This window comes from Vibrio sp. TRT 1302, from assembly GCF_050113875.1.
In the GTDB taxonomy this organism is placed as follows: Bacteria; Pseudomonadota; Gammaproteobacteria; order Enterobacterales; family Vibrionaceae; genus Vibrio.
Window position 1 is genome coordinate 235,501 of record NZ_JBNJOF010000003.1, and the last position, 16,784, is coordinate 252,284.

General features: G+C 45.1%; 15 protein-coding genes. 7 read left to right on the forward strand and 8 right to left on the reverse strand.

All coding sequences use genetic code 11. The features are described 5' to 3' along the window. The first annotated feature begins 51 nt into the window (after positions 1-51). Complete coding sequence (gene sstT, locus ACQEXP_RS06175; RefSeq protein WP_426968835.1) at positions 52-1,272, forward strand: serine/threonine transporter SstT; 1,221 nt, start codon at positions 52-54, stop codon at positions 1,270-1,272. 50 nt (positions 1,273-1,322) lie between these two features. Here the strand turns inward: sstT and ACQEXP_RS06180 are convergent, their stop codons facing one another. Beyond that, positions 1,323-2,468, reverse strand: coding sequence for a tetratricopeptide repeat protein (locus ACQEXP_RS06180; protein ID WP_426968836.1), 1,146 nt, complete (start codon positions 2,466-2,468; stop codon positions 1,323-1,325). A gap of 385 nt (positions 2,469-2,853) precedes the next feature. Here ACQEXP_RS06180 and nagB point away from each other — a divergent pair, with 385 nt between their 5' ends. Further along, positions 2,854-3,654, forward strand: coding sequence for a glucosamine-6-phosphate deaminase (gene nagB, locus ACQEXP_RS06185; protein ID WP_269375152.1), 801 nt, complete (start codon positions 2,854-2,856; stop codon positions 3,652-3,654). Positions 3,655-3,720: 66 nt separating this feature from the next. On the opposite strand, the gene ACQEXP_RS06190 is transcribed toward nagB, so the two are convergent. The 3 genes from ACQEXP_RS06190 to ACQEXP_RS06200 all read right to left on the reverse strand — a co-directional run bounded on the left by ACQEXP_RS06190 (position 3,721) and on the right by ACQEXP_RS06200 (position 5,707). Then, positions 3,721-3,894: a hypothetical protein gene (locus ACQEXP_RS06190; RefSeq protein WP_269375153.1), complete on the reverse strand. Its 174-nt coding sequence runs from the start codon at positions 3,892-3,894 to the stop codon at positions 3,721-3,723. Positions 3,895-3,975: 81 nt separating this feature from the next. Then, complete coding sequence (locus ACQEXP_RS06195) at positions 3,976-4,743, reverse strand: PilZ domain-containing protein (protein ID WP_269375154.1); 768 nt, start codon at positions 4,741-4,743, stop codon at positions 3,976-3,978. Between the two features lie 244 nt (positions 4,744-4,987). Then, complete coding sequence (locus ACQEXP_RS06200; RefSeq protein WP_426969058.1) at positions 4,988-5,707, reverse strand: SDR family oxidoreductase; 720 nt, start codon at positions 5,705-5,707, stop codon at positions 4,988-4,990. A 150-nt stretch (positions 5,708-5,857) separates the two neighbouring features. Here ACQEXP_RS06200 and ACQEXP_RS06205 point away from each other — a divergent pair, with 150 nt between their 5' ends. Beyond that, complete coding sequence (locus ACQEXP_RS06205; protein WP_426968838.1) at positions 5,858-6,757, forward strand: LysR substrate-binding domain-containing protein; 900 nt, start codon at positions 5,858-5,860, stop codon at positions 6,755-6,757. Here the strand turns inward: ACQEXP_RS06205 and ACQEXP_RS06210 are convergent. Both ACQEXP_RS06210 and ACQEXP_RS06215 read right to left on the reverse strand, forming a co-directional pair. Beyond that, positions 6,754-8,190 (reverse strand): coniferyl aldehyde dehydrogenase, encoded by a 1,437-nt coding sequence (locus tag ACQEXP_RS06210; protein ID WP_426968842.1) that lies wholly within the window; start codon positions 8,188-8,190, stop codon positions 6,754-6,756. The two genes, ACQEXP_RS06205 and ACQEXP_RS06210, sit on opposite strands and share 4 nt — an antisense overlap. A 184-nt stretch (positions 8,191-8,374) precedes the next feature. Beyond that, complete coding sequence (locus tag ACQEXP_RS06215; RefSeq protein WP_426968843.1) at positions 8,375-8,497, reverse strand: hypothetical protein; 123 nt, start codon at positions 8,495-8,497, stop codon at positions 8,375-8,377. 189 nt (positions 8,498-8,686) lie between these two features. Between ACQEXP_RS06215 and ACQEXP_RS06220 the strand changes: the two genes are divergently transcribed. Together ACQEXP_RS06220 and ACQEXP_RS06225 are read left to right on the forward strand one after the other, a co-directional pair. Further along, positions 8,687-10,438, forward strand: a complete 1,752-nt coding sequence (locus ACQEXP_RS06220) for an SgrR family transcriptional regulator (RefSeq protein WP_426968844.1) — start codon at positions 8,687-8,689, stop codon at positions 10,436-10,438. Positions 10,439-10,565: 127 nt separating this feature from the next. Then, the gene (locus tag ACQEXP_RS06225; protein WP_426968846.1) at positions 10,566-11,366 is read left to right on the forward strand and encodes a Cof-type HAD-IIB family hydrolase; all 801 of its coding nucleotides are present in this window, start codon (positions 10,566-10,568) and stop codon (positions 11,364-11,366) included. Here ACQEXP_RS06225 and gloA2 read toward each other — a convergent pair. Then, positions 11,341-11,754 carry an SMU1112c/YaeR family gloxylase I-like metalloprotein gene (gene gloA2, locus ACQEXP_RS06230; RefSeq protein WP_426968848.1) on the reverse strand — a complete coding sequence of 138 codons (414 nt, stop codon included), beginning with the start codon at positions 11,752-11,754 and terminating at the stop codon, positions 11,341-11,343. The two genes, ACQEXP_RS06225 and gloA2, sit on opposite strands and share 26 nt — an antisense overlap. Positions 11,755-12,174: 420 nt before the next feature. Here gloA2 and ACQEXP_RS06235 point away from each other — a divergent pair, with 420 nt between their 5' ends. Continuing rightward, the gene (locus tag ACQEXP_RS06235) at positions 12,175-13,941 is read left to right on the forward strand and encodes a tetratricopeptide repeat-containing diguanylate cyclase (RefSeq protein WP_426968850.1); all 1,767 of its coding nucleotides are present in this window, start codon (positions 12,175-12,177) and stop codon (positions 13,939-13,941) included. A 19-nt stretch (positions 13,942-13,960) separates the two neighbouring features. After that, on the forward strand, positions 13,961-14,911 hold the full coding sequence (locus tag ACQEXP_RS06240; protein WP_426968852.1) for an endonuclease/exonuclease/phosphatase family protein: 951 nt from the start codon (positions 13,961-13,963) through the stop codon (positions 14,909-14,911). Here ACQEXP_RS06240 and ACQEXP_RS06245 read toward each other — a convergent pair. Next, positions 14,908-16,488: an ATP-binding cassette domain-containing protein gene (locus ACQEXP_RS06245; RefSeq protein WP_426968854.1), complete on the reverse strand. Its 1,581-nt coding sequence runs from the start codon at positions 16,486-16,488 to the stop codon at positions 14,908-14,910. The genes ACQEXP_RS06240 and ACQEXP_RS06245 overlap by 4 nt on opposite strands. Positions 16,489-16,784: the final 296 nt, after the last annotated feature.

The following is a 16,784-nucleotide window of genomic DNA, read 5'->3' on the forward strand; positions in this document are numbered from 1 at the left end:
AATAACTGAGATTACTATAAATTCATAAATCTATTCATTGCAGGGATAACTATGCAACACAACTCACTCATTGCGCGCTTTGCACGTGGCAATCTGGTACTGCAGATCCTAGCTGGCATCATTCTTGGTGTTGGTCTGGCAACTGTATCTCCAGAGCACGCGAAAAGTGTCGGTTTACTCGGAAGCCTGTTTGTCGGTGCACTTAAAGCGGTTGCACCAATTCTTGTGTTTATTTTGGTTGCGGCTTCGATCGCCAATCAAAAGAAAAACCAACATACCTACATGCGTCCAATCGTGGTTCTTTACCTTTTCGGCACATTTACAGCAGCGTTAACCGCTGTTGCATTGAGTTTCCTCTTTCCAACCACATTGACGCTAGTATCAGGTGCAGAAGGTGCTACACCACCTCAAGGCATTGCTGAAGTACTTAACACACTTCTGTTCAAGCTAGTCGATAACCCAGTTAACGCGCTAATGAGCGCGAACTACATCGGTATCCTTGCATGGGCAGTAGGTCTTGGTTTGGCGCTTCATCACGCATCAGGCACCACTAAAGCGGTATTTGAAGACCTTAGCCACGGCGTTTCACAGATCGTTCGCTTTATTATCCGTTTAGCACCATTTGGTATCTTCGGACTTGTCGCTTCAACACTGGCGACAACAGGTTTCGAAGCGTTGGCTGGCTACGCTCAGCTACTCGCGGTTCTTTTAAGCTCAATGGCGATCATTGCGCTGATTGTTAACCCACTAATCGTGCTGGTTAAGACTGGAGAGAATCCATACCCGCTGGTTCTACAATGTATCCGCGAAAGTGGTGTGACAGCATTCTTTACTCGCTCAAGTGCAGCAAACATTCCTGTCAACATGGCACTATGTGAAAAACTTAAGCTCGATGAAGATACTTACTCAGTTTCGATTCCTCTCGGCGCTACCATCAACATGGCAGGTGCCGCGATTACGATCACAACGCTAACGCTAGCAGCAGTTCATACCTTAGGCATTGAAGTGGATCTTATGACCGCATTGCTATTGAGTGTTGTGGCAGCAATTTCAGCATGTGGCGCATCAGGCGTTGCGGGTGGTTCTTTGCTATTGATCCCGCTAGCTTGTGGTTTGTTTGGTATTCCAAACGAGATTGCTATGCAGGTTGTCGCGGTTGGTTTCATCATTGGTGTGGTTCAGGATTCAGCGGAAACGGCTCTAAACAGCTCAACGGACGTTGTCTTTACCGCAGCGGTTTGTAAATCAAAACAAAAAGAAGCACTTAAATAACTAAGTGCCTCTTAACGATACAAAAAATGGCCTCATTAAAGAGGCCATTTTTATTGCTTATCCATTGGTGACTGCGAGTAATCCAACCGCTCTTGTTGTGGTTCTGCATCTGGTTGTTCGGTGAGGTTCGTTTCGTCAACTTGCTCGACACTCTCTGCATCAAATACTGCTGTAACGGGTGGTGAACCTTGATCACTGATGGGAATCGAACGCTTATACAGTTTGTTAAGAGCCTTGATGATAGAGTGCTTGTTCACTTTATTATCACGAATCTTCTTAATCATCGGCTTGGCAAGGCTCTGCAACCCGACGACAGTATCCACACCAATATTAAGTGCCACTTGATCACGCAGTACACGCGCTGAGTCGTGGCCTAATTGACCCGCAAGAAACAACCAAATATAGGCAATCGCATTTCCATTTGGACGTTGATCCATCCATGTCTCGCCAGCCTTATACATGGCTTCCAAGTGACCTTTTTCTGCAGCACGCTCCAACCAATAAACGCCTAAATTGAAGTTACTTGCAACACCATAACCACGTATGTAGTTCATTCCCAGCTTCATACGGCCTTCATTGCTTTTCAATTCAGCCGCTCGACGATAGTAGTCCGTTGAACGAGATCGACTCTTTTGTGGGTTACTGTCAGCCAGGCACCAATCACCGAGAAACAGCATAGAACCAATATGGTTTTGCTGCGCAGCGGATTCCAATATGTCTACCGCTTTTGGTCGATTCTCTTCGGTACCTCGCCCGTAAAACAGCGACTGAGCCATTTCATATTTGTGCTCTAGGCTCCCTTCACTCGCGGCGATACAAATTTGCCAAAATTTAGACTGCTCACGGAGAATCACGTCTTGCTTCATTTTATTGCTAATGCGCACAACACCGTACATACCTGTTACGCTGTCCAGCTTCGCTGCTTTGGTGTACCAGTAGATAGCTTCTTTGGTTCGAGTCCGTTCAGCCTCTTTCGCCAAATAGAGAATCGTTGGGATATGTCCCCCCTCGGCCCTCATTATCCGCTCTTCGTGTTCCTGCTTTCGATGCTTATCCATCGCCTTGCGCTGAGCAACTTCTCGTTCTCTACGCTCTTGTTCTAAGCGTTTCTTGCGGATGGACAAGGCGAGCATCCACATAAACATGCCTAGTAACAAAAGCCCGGTCGCACCAATCGCGATCCCAATAATATTCATTTAGTCTTCTTTGTTGTCTTTATATTTCTAATAAACACTGTATCGGCAGTGAGCTCAATTGTTTGAACTTTACCATCATACCTGAATAACTAAATACTCGCATAAGTTACCTTAGCGTAAAGCATTTCATTTGCATCACAACGTGATACGTGTCGCCCTTAACCCAGTGACTGCTACCTTAGTTTTAGCCTTGAAATTTTCATTCGTCGAACCTCTTTTTTGGTGCCTTTTTATACAAAGCAAACGAATGCAAGCTAAGATCTCTACACCTAAACTGACCAATTCGAGAAAAATTGACCAAAAACAATAGCAGAAGGCAGAAACTTATTTTATAATGCGAATTAATGTTTCAGAGCATCATAAATTCCAATATTAGGGGCACAAAATGAGACTTATCCCGTTAAACAAAGCAGCACAAGTCGGTAAGTGGGCAGCGGCACACATCGTGAAACGCATCAACGATTTCAAACCAACAGCTGAGCGTCCATTCGTATTAGGCCTACCAACTGGTGGCACTCCTCTTGCGACATATAAAGCACTTATCGAACTTTACAACGCTGGTGAAGTAAGCTTTAAGCACGTTGTTACATTTAATATGGATGAGTACATTGGTATCCCTGCCGATCACCCAGAGTCTTACCGCTCTTTCATGTACAACAACTTCTTTAACCACATCGATATCCAAGACGAAAACATCAACCTGCTTGATGGCAACGCTGCGGATAACGAAGCAGAGTGCAAGCGCTACGAAGACAAGATCAAGTCTTACGGCCGTATCAACCTATTCATGGGTGGCGTGGGTAACGATGGTCACATTGCATTTAACGAACCTGCATCTTCTCTATCTTCACGTACACGTATTAAAACGCTAACTGAAGATACCCGTATTGCAAACTCGCGCTTCTTTGATGGCGATATCAACCAAGTACCTAAGTACGCACTTACTATCGGCGTAGGTACACTGCTAGATTCAGAAGAGATCATGATTCTTGTTACTGGCCACAACAAAGCGCTAGCACTTGAAGCCGCAGTTGAAGGTTGTGTTAACCACCTATGGACTGTATCTGCTCTACAGCTACACCCTAAATCGGTGATTGTTTGTGACGAGCCAGCAACTCAAGAACTAAAAGTGAAAACAGTGAAATACTTCACTGAACTAGAAGCTGAAAACATTAAAGGCTTCTAACGCATTTTTCATGCTGTGACTAACACAAAAAATCCGAGCATCGCTCGGATTTTTTATTGGTGTTGATTAGCTTTCGGGAAACTCACCTTTCGCACCTAGATCGGCACTTGCGGTCCAATGCTCATTTGGGTCAAAGGTTTCGTCACACAAGTCTATCGAATAGCCCATTTCTAACACTTCTTTGATGGTGAGGTTATCTGCGACTTGAGTTACTTCACCATGCTCATTGCGTAGTTCCATGCTTTCGTCCTCCCAATATGCTGATGTCCTCACTACTCAGTATAAGCAATAATGAGGCATACGTTAGGCGAGAAGCTTAAATCAAAGGGTAAATTTTTGCTGAATCGAACAGAAGTTGAGACCTTCGATAAAGGAACTGACAAACTCTAAACTATCATCATCAAACTTCACGCCGTATTTTCGATAATGGCTTGTCTTAGTCACGTTTTTCACCACAGCTCGCAACACTTCTGAATCCTGCTCGTTGCCATCACTGCCGCTAAATACTTTTAACTCTATACCAGAACCGACGTTATAGTTTGTCTTCCCTCTATCAACAACGATCAAGCAACCATGCTGAGAAATATCTCGAATCTGACAAATATACTTGTGACTGTCTGGCGCTAAAATGCCATCAAGACTGATTTCCAAACGGGCACTTTCTCGCAAACCCACCACAACCTGAGTTGCCTTAGGTAAGGTAATCAAGAGTAAATCATTGTCGCCGCCACTCAGTACATACTCAATCTTACTCTTAAAATAGACGCGCGCCCCTTCCCCTTTGGAAGAGATAACACAAGCCTTGATAGAGTAGCCTCGCTGCATAAACAGCGACATTTCCTTTGCTGAAATGTCCGGCATCTCCATCAGTAAGATGTTATTTGAATGAAGCCCAATGTACTTAGTTCGACACTTAAGTACCTTGCCAGTGGGTGTAGTAACGATACATGCCACTTCACAAAGAGGCATCACATCCTGAAAAGCATCCTCTCCATATCGAATCGACGATGACGGCTCTTGCGCTTTTTCTATATTTTCATTTTTTGCCGACAATTCAATAGATTCTGCTGTTTCTTCTGCCTTCGCCATTATTGACCTTTTTGCATATAAAACACATATAGCAGTTATAGTATCAAATAATCAATTGTCCTACCTCAGTGATCACAAAGCTCAATACTTTTCATCTAGCCAATTAGTCTATAGCAGCGATATTGACCTATTTTTTGTCAACGGCTGCCATTCTGTTCTCCCCTTTAGCGTGTGTAAAACAGGTTTTTCGGTTGTGTCCTTTAAAAAAGAGGCCGAACTGACGTCGGCCACTCTGATTTTTCATTTATGGTTGCTGTTTAGTTGGTGCGAGAGCAATCTCTCTAATACAGACATTTTGTGGCTGGTTATAAGCGAACTCAACAGCGCGAGCAACGTCATCCGCAACTAAGACCCCCCCCATATCGACTTTCCAATCGTCGTAACCCTGCTTAATCTCTTCAGAGGTTGTATGTGATAAAAGCTCGGTTTCTACTGCACCAGGGGCAATGGTGGTAACACGCACGTTAGACGCCGCAACTTCTTCTCGCACATTCTCGGAAATCGCATGAACGGCAAACTTAGTGCCGCAGTAGGCTGCATGGTTAGGGAATGTTTTTTTACCCGCAATAGAGCTGATGTTGATAATTGTTCCACTGTTACGCGCCATCATAGGAGCCAGCACCGCTTGCATCCCATTCAATAATCCAAGCACGTTAACATCAAACATCCGTTTCCACTCACCGGCATCTTGTGTATCTATTTGACCAAGTAACATCACACCAGCGTTATTAATGAGTCCATCTACAGGACCATATTTCGCTTCCGCTTTTGCGATAGCAGCTTCAAAGGTCGCCTTGTCTGTCACGTCCACTTTTTCACATAGCGTGTTTGGTAGGTTTAGCTGCTCCAGACGGTCAACGCGACGAGCCAATAGAAGTAGAGGATGGCCTTCATTACTAAGACGACGAGCAATCGCTTCACCAATTCCTGAACTTGCACCTGTGATTACAATGAGTTTCTTCATCATTATTTCCTCTGTTGATTAACGTTGCAGCCTGATTCGCTGCGATGAGGGAATAGTAAGATCAATTATTTTGTTGATATATATCACTTAGGTTGAAACACTGTTGCCATGCTGCAACAATAAAGACAGCTCATTCTCATAGGTACTCCCATGCTCAACAGTCTAAATCTCGCTGACATACGATCGTTTGTCTTGATTGCCCAGCTAGGCAGTTTCACCAAAGCAGCACAAGCGCTAGATGTATCACGTTCACATGTTTCAAGGCAGATCAGCAACTTAGAGAACCAAATGAGCGTGACCTTGCTGATCCGTACCACGCGCACACTCAAGCTGACGGACGCTGGCAAGCGATTCTACCTGCAATGCGAGCAAGCGCTAAACGGCATAGAGCAGGCTGTACTAGGGGCGGTAGACGACGTAGAAAAAGTTCAAGGGGAGATCCGCATCAACTGTGTAGGCGGCTACTTAGGTGAAGATGTGATCGGGCAAATTGCCTGCGACTTTATGCAAGAGTACCCACAAACTCAAATTCACCTCGATTTTAGTAGTCACCGAGTTGATCTTTTAGAAGAAGATTTCGACATCGCATTTCGCATGGGGCAACTGGACGACTCAGGCTTTATTGCACGTAAGCTCATGACTGTCGAGATGAGCACACTAGCCAGCCCTGATTATCTCAAGGTAATGGGAAGACCCTCACACCCCAAACAACTCATCTCTCACCAGTGCCTAACGGGATCTGTTAAACGTTGGGGATATCAACACAAAGCCACTCACAGTGAGTTGGAAGTGGTGATAAAAGGGCATTTACAGTGTAAAAATGGTCGAGTACTGGTCAAAGGCGCGCTTAACCATCAGGGCATCATTCGAGTGCCTAAAGTCTACTGCCTCAAACAGGTAAAAACAGGACAACTGGTCGAAGTGTTCGATGAATGGCACATCCCAAGTGTCGCGTTCTCAGCGATTTATCACAAGGATCGTTATCAGCCGAAACGACTTAGAGCCTTCATCGACTTCGTTGTTACCCGTTTTGCTTCTGGGGTCGTTTAGCGGAGGAAAAGCCGCGACAACACTTTTACAGCCAATCGTCGATACTTCAATATCATCACGTTACGCGGTAACCATGTTGGTGTAGAGAGTACGGTTTTCGCCTTGGAGAAAGTCCTGAAACCTTCCTCTCCATGATATTGGCCAATACCTGACTCACCAATGCCACCAAATGGGGCGTCATCAGCCGCAACATGAAGTAGCGTATCGTTAATAGCCACTCCACCGCTATGTGTCTGCTCAATAACTTGCTGCTGAAGCACCTTATCGTTAGACATCAGATAGAGAGCGAGGGGGCGAGGTCTTGCATTGATAAAGGCAAAGACTTCGCTCAAGTGACGATAACCAATCACAGGCAGTATGGGACCAAAAATTTCCTCTTGCATCACCAGCATCTCTTCTGTCACACCGGTGACCAATTGAGGCAACATCTGCTGCTTATCTAACTCAACACCCTCAATCGAGTGAACGGATGCCCCTAAATTTTTTGCATCTTGAACATAGCTTTGTAAACGCAACCATTGCGTCTCATTGATGATTTGTGTTGCCGAATCCAATCGACCTTTGCGGACATAGAGCTGAGTATATCTCTCCAGATAGCACTCGATAAACGAGAGTTCTTTCCCTTGAGGCACCATTACATAGTCTGGAGCTACACAGATTTGCCCAGCGTTAATCGATTTGCCTAAAATGACAGCATCGACCGCTTTACTCATATCTGCATCATCGGCAATTATTGCGGGAGATTTTCCTCCCAGTTCCAATGTCACCGGTGTCAAATTACGAGCGGCTGAAGCCGCAACCAATTTACCGACCTTGGTTGAGCCAGTAAAAATAAGGTGATCAAACGGCAGAGACGAAAAGTACTGAGCAATATCAGCGCCACCTTCTACTGGTCGAACGTATTCACCAAACTGAGCAAAAATCTCACTTAATACTTGATTGGTATGCGGCGTGTGTTCACTTAGCTTAACTAACACTCGGTTACCTGCCGCCAAAGCAGTGATAATTGGTGCAATACTTAGCACTATAGGAAAATTCCACGGCACTATTACACCGACAACACCAAGAGGCTGATATTCAACACGCACTTTTGAAGGCATTAGCAGCAAGCCTGAATGACGTTTACTTGGTTTAAGCCATTTTTTAAGATGCCGAATCGTATAGTTAATGTGTCCAATGGCAGGTAACAGGTCACAAATTAACGAATCAAAATCGCTGCGATAGCCATAATCTTGATGTAAGGCATCAACCAGAGCTCGCTTGTTGTTGAGTAGCTCTGACTTGATACTCTTTAGAATGTCCAGCCTTTGCTCAAGTTCTGGATAAGGGTTGGTAGAGTAATGCGCTTGAACTTCCGCAAACAGGTGCTGCAGCTCCTGCTCCGTTTTGACATGTTCCTTATGCCAACGATTAAGGTCTACGACTTTTTCCATATTAGTAGCCAACAGGTATTATCATGATTTCTGGCTTAATATTAGTCAGTTTTGACCATAATGTCCCGTACTGAAGCACTTTTTTGCCTTATCAACATTGAGGCATTGGAGAGAAAATAAGCAGCATCACGGAACTCTTCGTGGGGGTCAGGAGCATGTTCATCGTAATGCTGCTTAAACTTAACTAACTACCACTCATTAGAGCGAGTAGCGATAACACCGCAAGTCTCTCTATTGTCCCAGAGCAACGGATCAATCGCTGCTGATAAAACGCCAATAGAGGTCCCGCCTCTGATTCATGGTTCATAGAAATTCCTCTCGGTTGACCCATTAAGTTTGCTGCTTAATAGGGAAAACAAAAAGAGTTTATATTTAGTTTCTTTTTTCCTATTAAGGCTTAGGTTCAGCAAATAAAACCAAATATCTGTGGATTCTTGACTAAATAGGGAACAAAATAACCATACAAATTGCTTGTTATCTTGTTTGAGAGCCACTTGTGTCCGATCTGAACCTACTTCGCTACTACCAGCGCCTGACGCCCCTTGGTGTCGGTGTCGAAATCAAAACCGCTTTGCCTGCGATAGCAGAGGCTCTATACACCAGTCCAAGGCATGCTCGAAATCTCCTGAATAATATGCAGCAGCTAGCTTGGTTAACTTGGGCTCCTAAAGTTGGTCGAAATCAACGTTCGACATTGATTCTTAATCTCTCAGTAGACGAACTCAAAAATCAGTTGGCGATAAAAAGAATATTGGCAGGAAAATATGAGAAGGCTCTGGCAATACTAGACGACGATCAAACCGCCTTTGGTCGGCTGCTGCAAAGCACCTCCGGAGCATCGTTTCGTCAAGGGCAGTTACATATCCAGCTCACCTACAAACGTCCATTTGAACGATTGGTTCCTCATCAGTTACAACGCTCTAGCGAACGTTACTTATTGCGACAAATATACTGTTGTTTAGTCGCGAGTACCGCCGACGGGGTACTAGAACCCCAACTGGCTCATCACTGGCAATACAACGAGCAGACACTGGAATGGTCTTTCTATCTGAGACCTAGCCTCACTTTCCACAACGGAACGCCGATTGATGGAAAAACCGTCGTTGAACTGTTTAATAAACTCAGACAACTTGAAGACTACCGTAGCGAGTTGAGCCATTTAGAGAGTGTGTCGTGTGCTGGCAACAACAAAATCGTGTTTAAGCTGACCACCCCTGATCAGGGATTCGGTGGTTTAGTTTCCGGAGTAAAATACTCCATCCAACCGAGCGAACAGGTCAACAATGCTGCCAATAAAATGATTATCGGCTCAGGCCCGTTTGAAGTGATCGAACACTCTGATGCTCGCCTAAATTTACAAGCTTTCGAGCGCTACTACGCATGCCGTGCACTAACAGATAATGTCACGATATGGCATCTGGATGAGAGCGAGCTGTCCAATAAACAGATACAAACCAATCAGCCCGGCGCGCAATCTGATCAACATTGTAACTACTACGTATCCCATGCAGTAAGCCAAACCGTAGAAAGGGATGTAAAACAGAGCCGTACAGAAGACGGATGCATGTTTATTCTCTTCAACCAATGTGCTGATACAGTGCTTAACGATGGTCAGCGTCGCTTCCTTTCTAGCTATCTAACGCCAGATAAAGTGCACGACTATCTCGAGCAAACCGAACGTTTATTCGGCTGTGAAATCGCACATAACCTGCTGCCTATGTGGCACAAAATCACTCGCCCAGCGACCGAAGAAGTTGCTTTACCAGATAAGCTCACCATCGCTATCTATGATTACAGCTCATTGAAAAATTGTGCCTTGGCCATTCGACACTTACTCAAACTGAAAGGTATTGAGGTCACTATTAACACCTATAGTTACCGCCAACTGACGGCACTTTCTACGTCAGGTCAACTTTCTGAATCCATCATAGTGACCAACATTAACCTTGACGATAATCGACATGCGTCAGCCTTTAACAGCTTGTACCATAACCCCATTATTCAGCGATGCATTGGAGAACAATCAAAACGTTGGTTAGTCGAAAGCCTTAACGAACTTCGTTCTCAAACTGCGTTGGATGAGTATCTACACGCTCTCGAACCTATCGCATCAGCACTCATCAACCAATACTGGCTGTCACCGCTCTTCCACCATCGCCAAACATTACGTTTTCAGGGGGTTTTGAAAGATGTGGCGCTAACAAACTGGGGCTGGCCTGATATAAAAAATGTTTGGTCCGCAGACTAGTCCGAAAACGCCGGAGCACTACACAAAAGAATCTCTGCCGATTGACTAAAATCACTTGTCTAGTAGACAAACTGATGTAAGTTAACGCTTCTGTCTTGCCTAAGAGCACACACTACAAACCTTAATTATGCAAAAGCCAAACATTAGATTTGTTGCCGCCGATATGGATGGCACACTCCTCGATGAAAACAGCCAACTAAACCCAAAATTTTACGATATATACCAACAACTTGAAGATAAAGAGATCATCTTTGCCGCAGCATCAGGTCGTCAGTATTACAGCCTGATGGAAACCTTCGCTCCAATCAAAGATCGTATGATGTTCATCGCTGAAAACGGCACTTTGGTCATGCATCAAGGTCAGGAGCTTTACAGCTGTGAAATAGACAAACCATCTATTGCCGCCATCATTAAGCAAGCTCGAGCTATTTCAGGGGCGCACATCGTGCTGTGTGGGAAGCAATCTGCCTATATTGAAACCAACGATCCCCGCGCACTAGAAGAGTTCGCAAAATACTATCACCGCTGCCAGTATGTTCCCGATCTGCTGCTTGTTGATGACGACTTTATCAAAGTGGCAATTTGCCATTTCGACGGAACGGAAGAACTGGTATTTCCAACCTTCGATCAAGCATTCGGCAACAGCCACCAAGTCGTTGTCAGTGCAAAAATCTGGCTGGATGTGATGAATGCACAAGCATCGAAAGGGGCTGCGATTGAACACTTACAGCAAACCCTAGGCTTTACTCACCAGCAAACCATGAGTTTTGGGGATTACCTCAATGACCTAGAGATGCTAGAAGCCAGCTACCATTCTTACGCTATGGACAACGCGCATCCTAGAATCAAGCAAATTGCCCGCTTTGCAGCACCATCTAACCGCGAGGCTGGTGTATTAACGGTTATACAACGTGAGCTGCTTGACTAAGCGAGTCTTGGTAAAGCTCCAGTGGTAAGCCATCCGGGTCGTTGAAGAAGGTAAATGATTTACCAGTAAATTCATCTATCCGGATCGGTTCACATTCAACCCCCTTTGCCGCTAGGTAATCGACGTAACCCTCTACCGATTCGACCCGAAACGCCAAATGTCTGAGCCCCTGAGCTTCTGGTCTCGAAGGCCTTGAAGGTGGATTTGGAAATGAAAATAACTCAATTTGATTACCATCCGGCAGAGCAAGATCTAGCTTGTAAGAGTCTCGTTCAGCGCGATAGTTTTCCGCAATCACGGTCAATTTGAGTACATCGACATAAAACTGCTTAGATCTTTGGTAATCAGAGCAGATGATGGCGACATGGTGTATACCTTTTAATTGCAAGTTAGGCATCCTTATTTATATCTAAACCTTCAGTCAATCACGAGTAATCCATCTGGTTTGCATGACCAGCAGTCACCATAAGCGACTTACATAGTGCGCTTTTCTAGCGCTATTGCAATCTCAAAAGAACCGTTTCACAACGCACTGAAATCGAGTGTGCGTTAAACCTTTATCGATTATTCGTCAAACAGGTCAAAACGTAACTTTTATTTACCACAATAAAGTGCAGGATATTGATAAAATGGTAAACTTTAAGTCTAATTGTCTTTTTTGTGAGCTGTATAAGTTTTAATGAAGCATCTTTGGTCTCTTTTAACCACTCTATTCGCTATCGGTAGTGTTGCTCACGCACAAGCGGCTTGTAACATAGAGTCAGAGCATGATTTTCTCCATTCGAATATCTCCGTTAAGGAGCATTCGATGCTGACATTTTACTATTCCTCCTTGTGTCAGCCGGGGCTCGTTGATCTCAAAGATATTTCCTTGCCTGATAACGCGTCGCCTCAGGCCAAAGCGTTGTACTACTTTGGCCTGCATAATCTGAGTAAATACGAAGGTATCACCGTGCCTGATGGCCCGGATATGTTAGCGCTCGGTATCGAATCAAAGATCGAATGGATTAGCGCAGAAGCCAAGCTAATCAAAGCCATTAAACTGATTGACTCCGATTTACTCATTGAGGGTGAATCGCTGCTTCATGAAATTGTCCCTGTAGCGGCAGATATCGGATACAAACGCCTACTTGCGCGAACTTATCGTTGGCTGGGTAACGTCAATGTGCAGCAATCGGATGTAAAAGCGAGTTTAAACTACTACAAAATGGCGTTCGAGCTGGTCACAGAAATTGGTGATAATTTCCAGACAACGATGACGCTTAACAATATCGCCACCGTCTATATGATGGCGGATCAGTGGCACAAAGCGCATAACTACCTTAAACGGGCACTTGATCTCTACAAAATCAACCACTACGACAACAGCTTGTTTGAAGCGATTCTTTACGCCAATTCGAGCACGACTTACTTCGCGCTCGGTGAACATTCCAAAGCAACAACCTATATGGAACTGGCGCTTACCGAGGCAGACCAGACGGGCTCAAGTCGGATAAAACTTTCTACTCTTGCTGATATTTCCATGCAGTATGCAAAGGTTGGTCAGACTACCGAAGCGTTGGCCATGGCGCAGCGTTGTGTCGATGTATCTCAAGAATCTGGCAACACTGACCACATGTTAGCTAACTGCTATGAAGCGTTTGCGACTGCGTTTTTGGCCGAGAAGAACTACTCTCAAGCCATCCACTATGCACAAAAGGTACTGGATAAACTGAGTGACTCAGAAAGCGATGAAGTCGTGTGGGAGATGGACATTCTAGGTAAGCTCGTTCAAGCATACGAAGCTCAGGGGGACTACCAACAAGCGCTCAATTACATGAAACGCGAATCCTTGGTGCGACAAATTTTCTACCGTGAGACCTACAGCGAAGAAATATTGAGTGAAAAAAGTGCGCTAGAACGCCAACTCAATAGCCGTGAAGTGGAACTGTTAGAAGCACAGAATGAATTGCAAGACATCACGTTAAAAGAGCAACGTTCGCGAGAGATCCTTTACCTTACTCTGTTTGGCATTTTGGCTTACTTTTCTCTGCGTGGCATTCTTCGTCTCAGAAAAGCAAACGCAGTGCTAAAGAGCCAGAATACCACCGACCCTCTCACTGGCGCTTTCAACCGCCGCTTTCTTGATGAGTGGCTTGAACAACAGTCAGCACTGAAAAGCAAAACTCAATATCTCGTCAGCATTATCGATATCGACCATTTCAAAAACTTCAATGATCAATTCGGTCATGAGGTTGGGGACTCGGTATTGCGCGAAACGGTGCGCGTGTTACAGGCTAAACTCAGAAAAGACGACCTACTGGTTCGCTGGGGAGGAGAAGAGTTTATCCTCATCATGCCACTAGAGAGTGCCAGTATGGTCAATGAAACTTTAGAGCGCCTGAGAACGACCATCGAACAACACGAGTTTCTGTACGAACAACACACGTTTAAAGTTACGATCTCTTTGGGCGCCTCTATTAGCGATGCAGAAAATATCCAGTCTGACTGGGAATCGATCTTCGCTAAAGCTGACTCAGCGCTCTATCGCGCTAAAAATGGTGGACGCAACCAGTACTCCATTGACCCTGAATAATCATCGGTTGGATAACGCATTGTTTGCAGACAAAAAAATCACTTTCGCCACCGCCAACCTGTTCAACTTTGTTGAGCCCCCGAACGCATTTTATGATTTTGAAAACATCTATGATCACCAAGCGTGGAGTGAGAAAAAACGTTGGACGCAACATCAGTTAACTCAACTCAATGCTGACATAGTCGGGCTACAAGAAATATTTAGTATCGGTGCGGCGCAACAGATGATGGAACAGCTCGGCTACTCCTATTTTGCGACGGTGGAAACCCCTACAGTGGAACAAGACTATATCTATTCCAAACCCGTTGTCGCTATTGCGTCAAAATACCCCATCACTCAGGTCAATCCAGTAAGTCCTATCAGCGAAATTACATTGGATTATCAGACCCAGATTCCTAGTTTTAGCCGTCAGCCGGTTCAAACCATTATCCGCGTGCCGGAGATTGGAGACATCGCAGTCTACGTCTGCCATCTAAAGTCGCAGCGAGCGACGGAAAGCCGTTCTCCTGAACGAGATCAGCCATTAGTCGGTCGTTGGCTTTCCAGTCAGCAGCGAGGTTGGGAAGCGCTGATGCTTCGCCTGTTTATGCAACGAGAGTATCAGCACAGCCCTCGACCCACGGTGTTGTTAGGTGACTTTAATCAAGCCATATCCAGTGATATTACTGGGCTGCTCACTGAGCAAATTGAGCAACCAAGCAGCGCTCTGACACTTGAAGATAGCTGGCAACTGTTCAACTTAACCCGTCCCAATGCAGAACGAAAAGCCACGCACTACCACTTTGCCAACGGCAATGTACTCGACTACATTCTTTTGTCACAGGAGTTTCAACCTCACAGTCCCTACTCTCTTGCAGACGTAACGGACTATTTGATTCTGGACAAGCATCTAACCAATCCGAATTTCGAGCTTGATAAGCAGGCCAGCGATCACGCCTTTGTCGCCACAACGGTCAGGTTTATCCTTTAGAACCCTCCTCCGAGCGTATATCGCTGCGTAGCACCGCTCTCCTTAACAAAATCATCATCGTGACTAACCAGAATGAAAGCGCCCTGATAGCTTCGTAACGCCTCAGCCAGCAACTGTTTTGAGTCTAAATCGAGATGGTTATCTGGTTCATCAAGTAACAATATTGGCGATTGTGGCTGGTGACTGGCGATCAACATGGCCAATTTCATCTTTTCACCACCACTGAGTAAACTGGCCTGTCGATAGACCGTGTCACGACGAAAACCAATACCTGCCAGTAAGGTTCGCGCATCACTTTCAATTATCCCAGAGCAATGCTCCATTAGGTTGTCCAATATCGAGAGTGATTCGTTGATCAAACCAAAATGCTGATCCAAATAACAGACCGGATGATTTATCTTTAACTCACCCGACTCTAGACAAATATCGCCCAGTAGGACCTTCAGCAAGGTCGATTTTCCACTACCATTACCACCACAAAGATGCAGTCGACTATTCCCCTCAAGGATCAGGTTGATCGCCTCTCGGCTGCCGAAAGGCAGTATGCCACTGACAATATTGAGTCGCTTTGCGCGGCTAGCTTCGCCTTGTTCAAGATAGATCTTTTGCTGCGCTATTTGCTCATAACGACCGCTCAGAGCATGATGTTTCTGGGCCAGCATCATCCTCCGGTTGTTGTCATTTTTTAACCGATTGGACAGTGATGCCGTCGCGCTGTCTTTCATACCGTCCAATATCAGTTTTGACTGACTGCCCGACTTACGTAATTTATTGCCCTGCGCCTCTCTTTGCTGTGCTTTTTCATGATTTCTCTGAGCCTGAACTTCGAGCTTTTTCTGCTCTCCTCGCACCGCTTCAATCTGACGTTCAAGCGCGTTACGTTCTCGCTGTTTCTGCTCTGAATAGACATCATAATTGCCACCATACTGAACCAACCCCAACTGGCTCAGCTCCCAAATTTGATCCATCTGACGCAATAGTTGTCTGTCATGACTAATGAGCAAAATATGCCCCGCAAATTGTGCCATTCTCTCAATCAGCCAAGTCTTGGCTTCTCCATCAAGATGGTTCGACGGCTCATCCAGCACCAAAAGATCAACCTCGCTATTAAACAGTCGCCACAATTGGAGCCGTGCCAACTGTCCACCGCTGAGCTTACTACAAGGAAAATGCACCTCGCTCGGCAGCCCCAAATCCGCTAGCTGCTGATTGAGTCTCTGCTTAATCGTCCAGTCATCAGCGAGCATTTCAAACCACTTGTCATCACAATCGCCATTTTCAATATGTTGTAAGGCTGTGATTTTATCTGCCACCCCTAAATAGTCTGCTACGGTTATTGAGTTCATAAGCCATTGCGACGGCTGTTGACTATAAGTATCGTGCGTCGCATTAACTACAACACTCCCTGATGTAGGCCGATACTTTTGGGTCAACATACCCGCTAGGAGTGACTTCCCCACCCCATTTCGGCCGACCAGACCAACCCTTTTTTCGAACAATGAACATGAAATATCACTAAATAGACGATCACCGTTGTCAAACTGGTAACTGATTTTATTTGCTTGTATTACTGGCATACTTTGCCTCCTGTGCAACAGGATTAGGCGTAGCAAAGTTTGGATAGATCGATCCCGATAATGCTAAGGAACCTTATATTCAATTGTGTTTAGAGAAGTATGCTTGAGAATAAGCAGTGACGAGCTACGCCGACTAACCCTGTGAAATCCGAAAATAATGTAAACAATGGATAACAGGTGTTAGTTATTCATATTGGCGTAATCTCCTAAAGAAATGATGGTGAGATTATAGAACACTTTTTGCTCACCGAGCAACCATAAGCGTGTACAGTTGCACAGCAGACTATGGCTAGGCC

What these genes read in the sequence shown, in the direction of transcription:
- sstT (WP_426968835.1), top strand. Translation starts at nt 52, where the DNA reads ATGCAACACAACTCACTCATTGCGCGCTTTGCACGTGGCAATCTGGTA.
- ACQEXP_RS06180 (WP_426968836.1), bottom strand. Translation starts at nt 2,468, where the DNA reads ATGAATATTATTGGGATCGCGATTGGTGCGACCGGGCTTTTGTTACTA.
- nagB (WP_269375152.1), top strand. Translation starts at nt 2,854, where the DNA reads ATGAGACTTATCCCGTTAAACAAAGCAGCACAAGTCGGTAAGTGGGCA.
- ACQEXP_RS06190 (WP_269375153.1), bottom strand. Translation starts at nt 3,894, where the DNA reads ATGGAACTACGCAATGAGCATGGTGAAGTAACTCAAGTCGCAGATAAC.
- ACQEXP_RS06195 (WP_269375154.1), bottom strand. Translation starts at nt 4,743, where the DNA reads ATGGCGAAGGCAGAAGAAACAGCAGAATCTATTGAATTGTCGGCAAAA.
- ACQEXP_RS06200 (WP_426969058.1), bottom strand. Translation starts at nt 5,707, where the DNA reads ATGAAGAAACTCATTGTAATCACAGGTGCAAGTTCAGGAATTGGTGAA.
- ACQEXP_RS06205 (WP_426968838.1), top strand. Translation starts at nt 5,858, where the DNA reads ATGCTCAACAGTCTAAATCTCGCTGACATACGATCGTTTGTCTTGATT.
- ACQEXP_RS06210 (WP_426968842.1), bottom strand. Translation starts at nt 8,190, where the DNA reads ATGGAAAAAGTCGTAGACCTTAATCGTTGGCATAAGGAACATGTCAAA.
- ACQEXP_RS06215 (WP_426968843.1), bottom strand. Translation starts at nt 8,497, where the DNA reads ATGAACCATGAATCAGAGGCGGGACCTCTATTGGCGTTTTATCAGCAG.
- ACQEXP_RS06225 (WP_426968846.1), top strand. Translation starts at nt 10,566, where the DNA reads ATGCAAAAGCCAAACATTAGATTTGTTGCCGCCGATATGGATGGCACA.
- ACQEXP_RS06235 (WP_426968850.1), top strand. Translation starts at nt 12,175, where the DNA reads ATGCTGACATTTTACTATTCCTCCTTGTGTCAGCCGGGGCTCGTTGAT.
- ACQEXP_RS06245 (WP_426968854.1), bottom strand. Translation starts at nt 16,488, where the DNA reads ATGCCAGTAATACAAGCAAATAAAATCAGTTACCAGTTTGACAACGGT.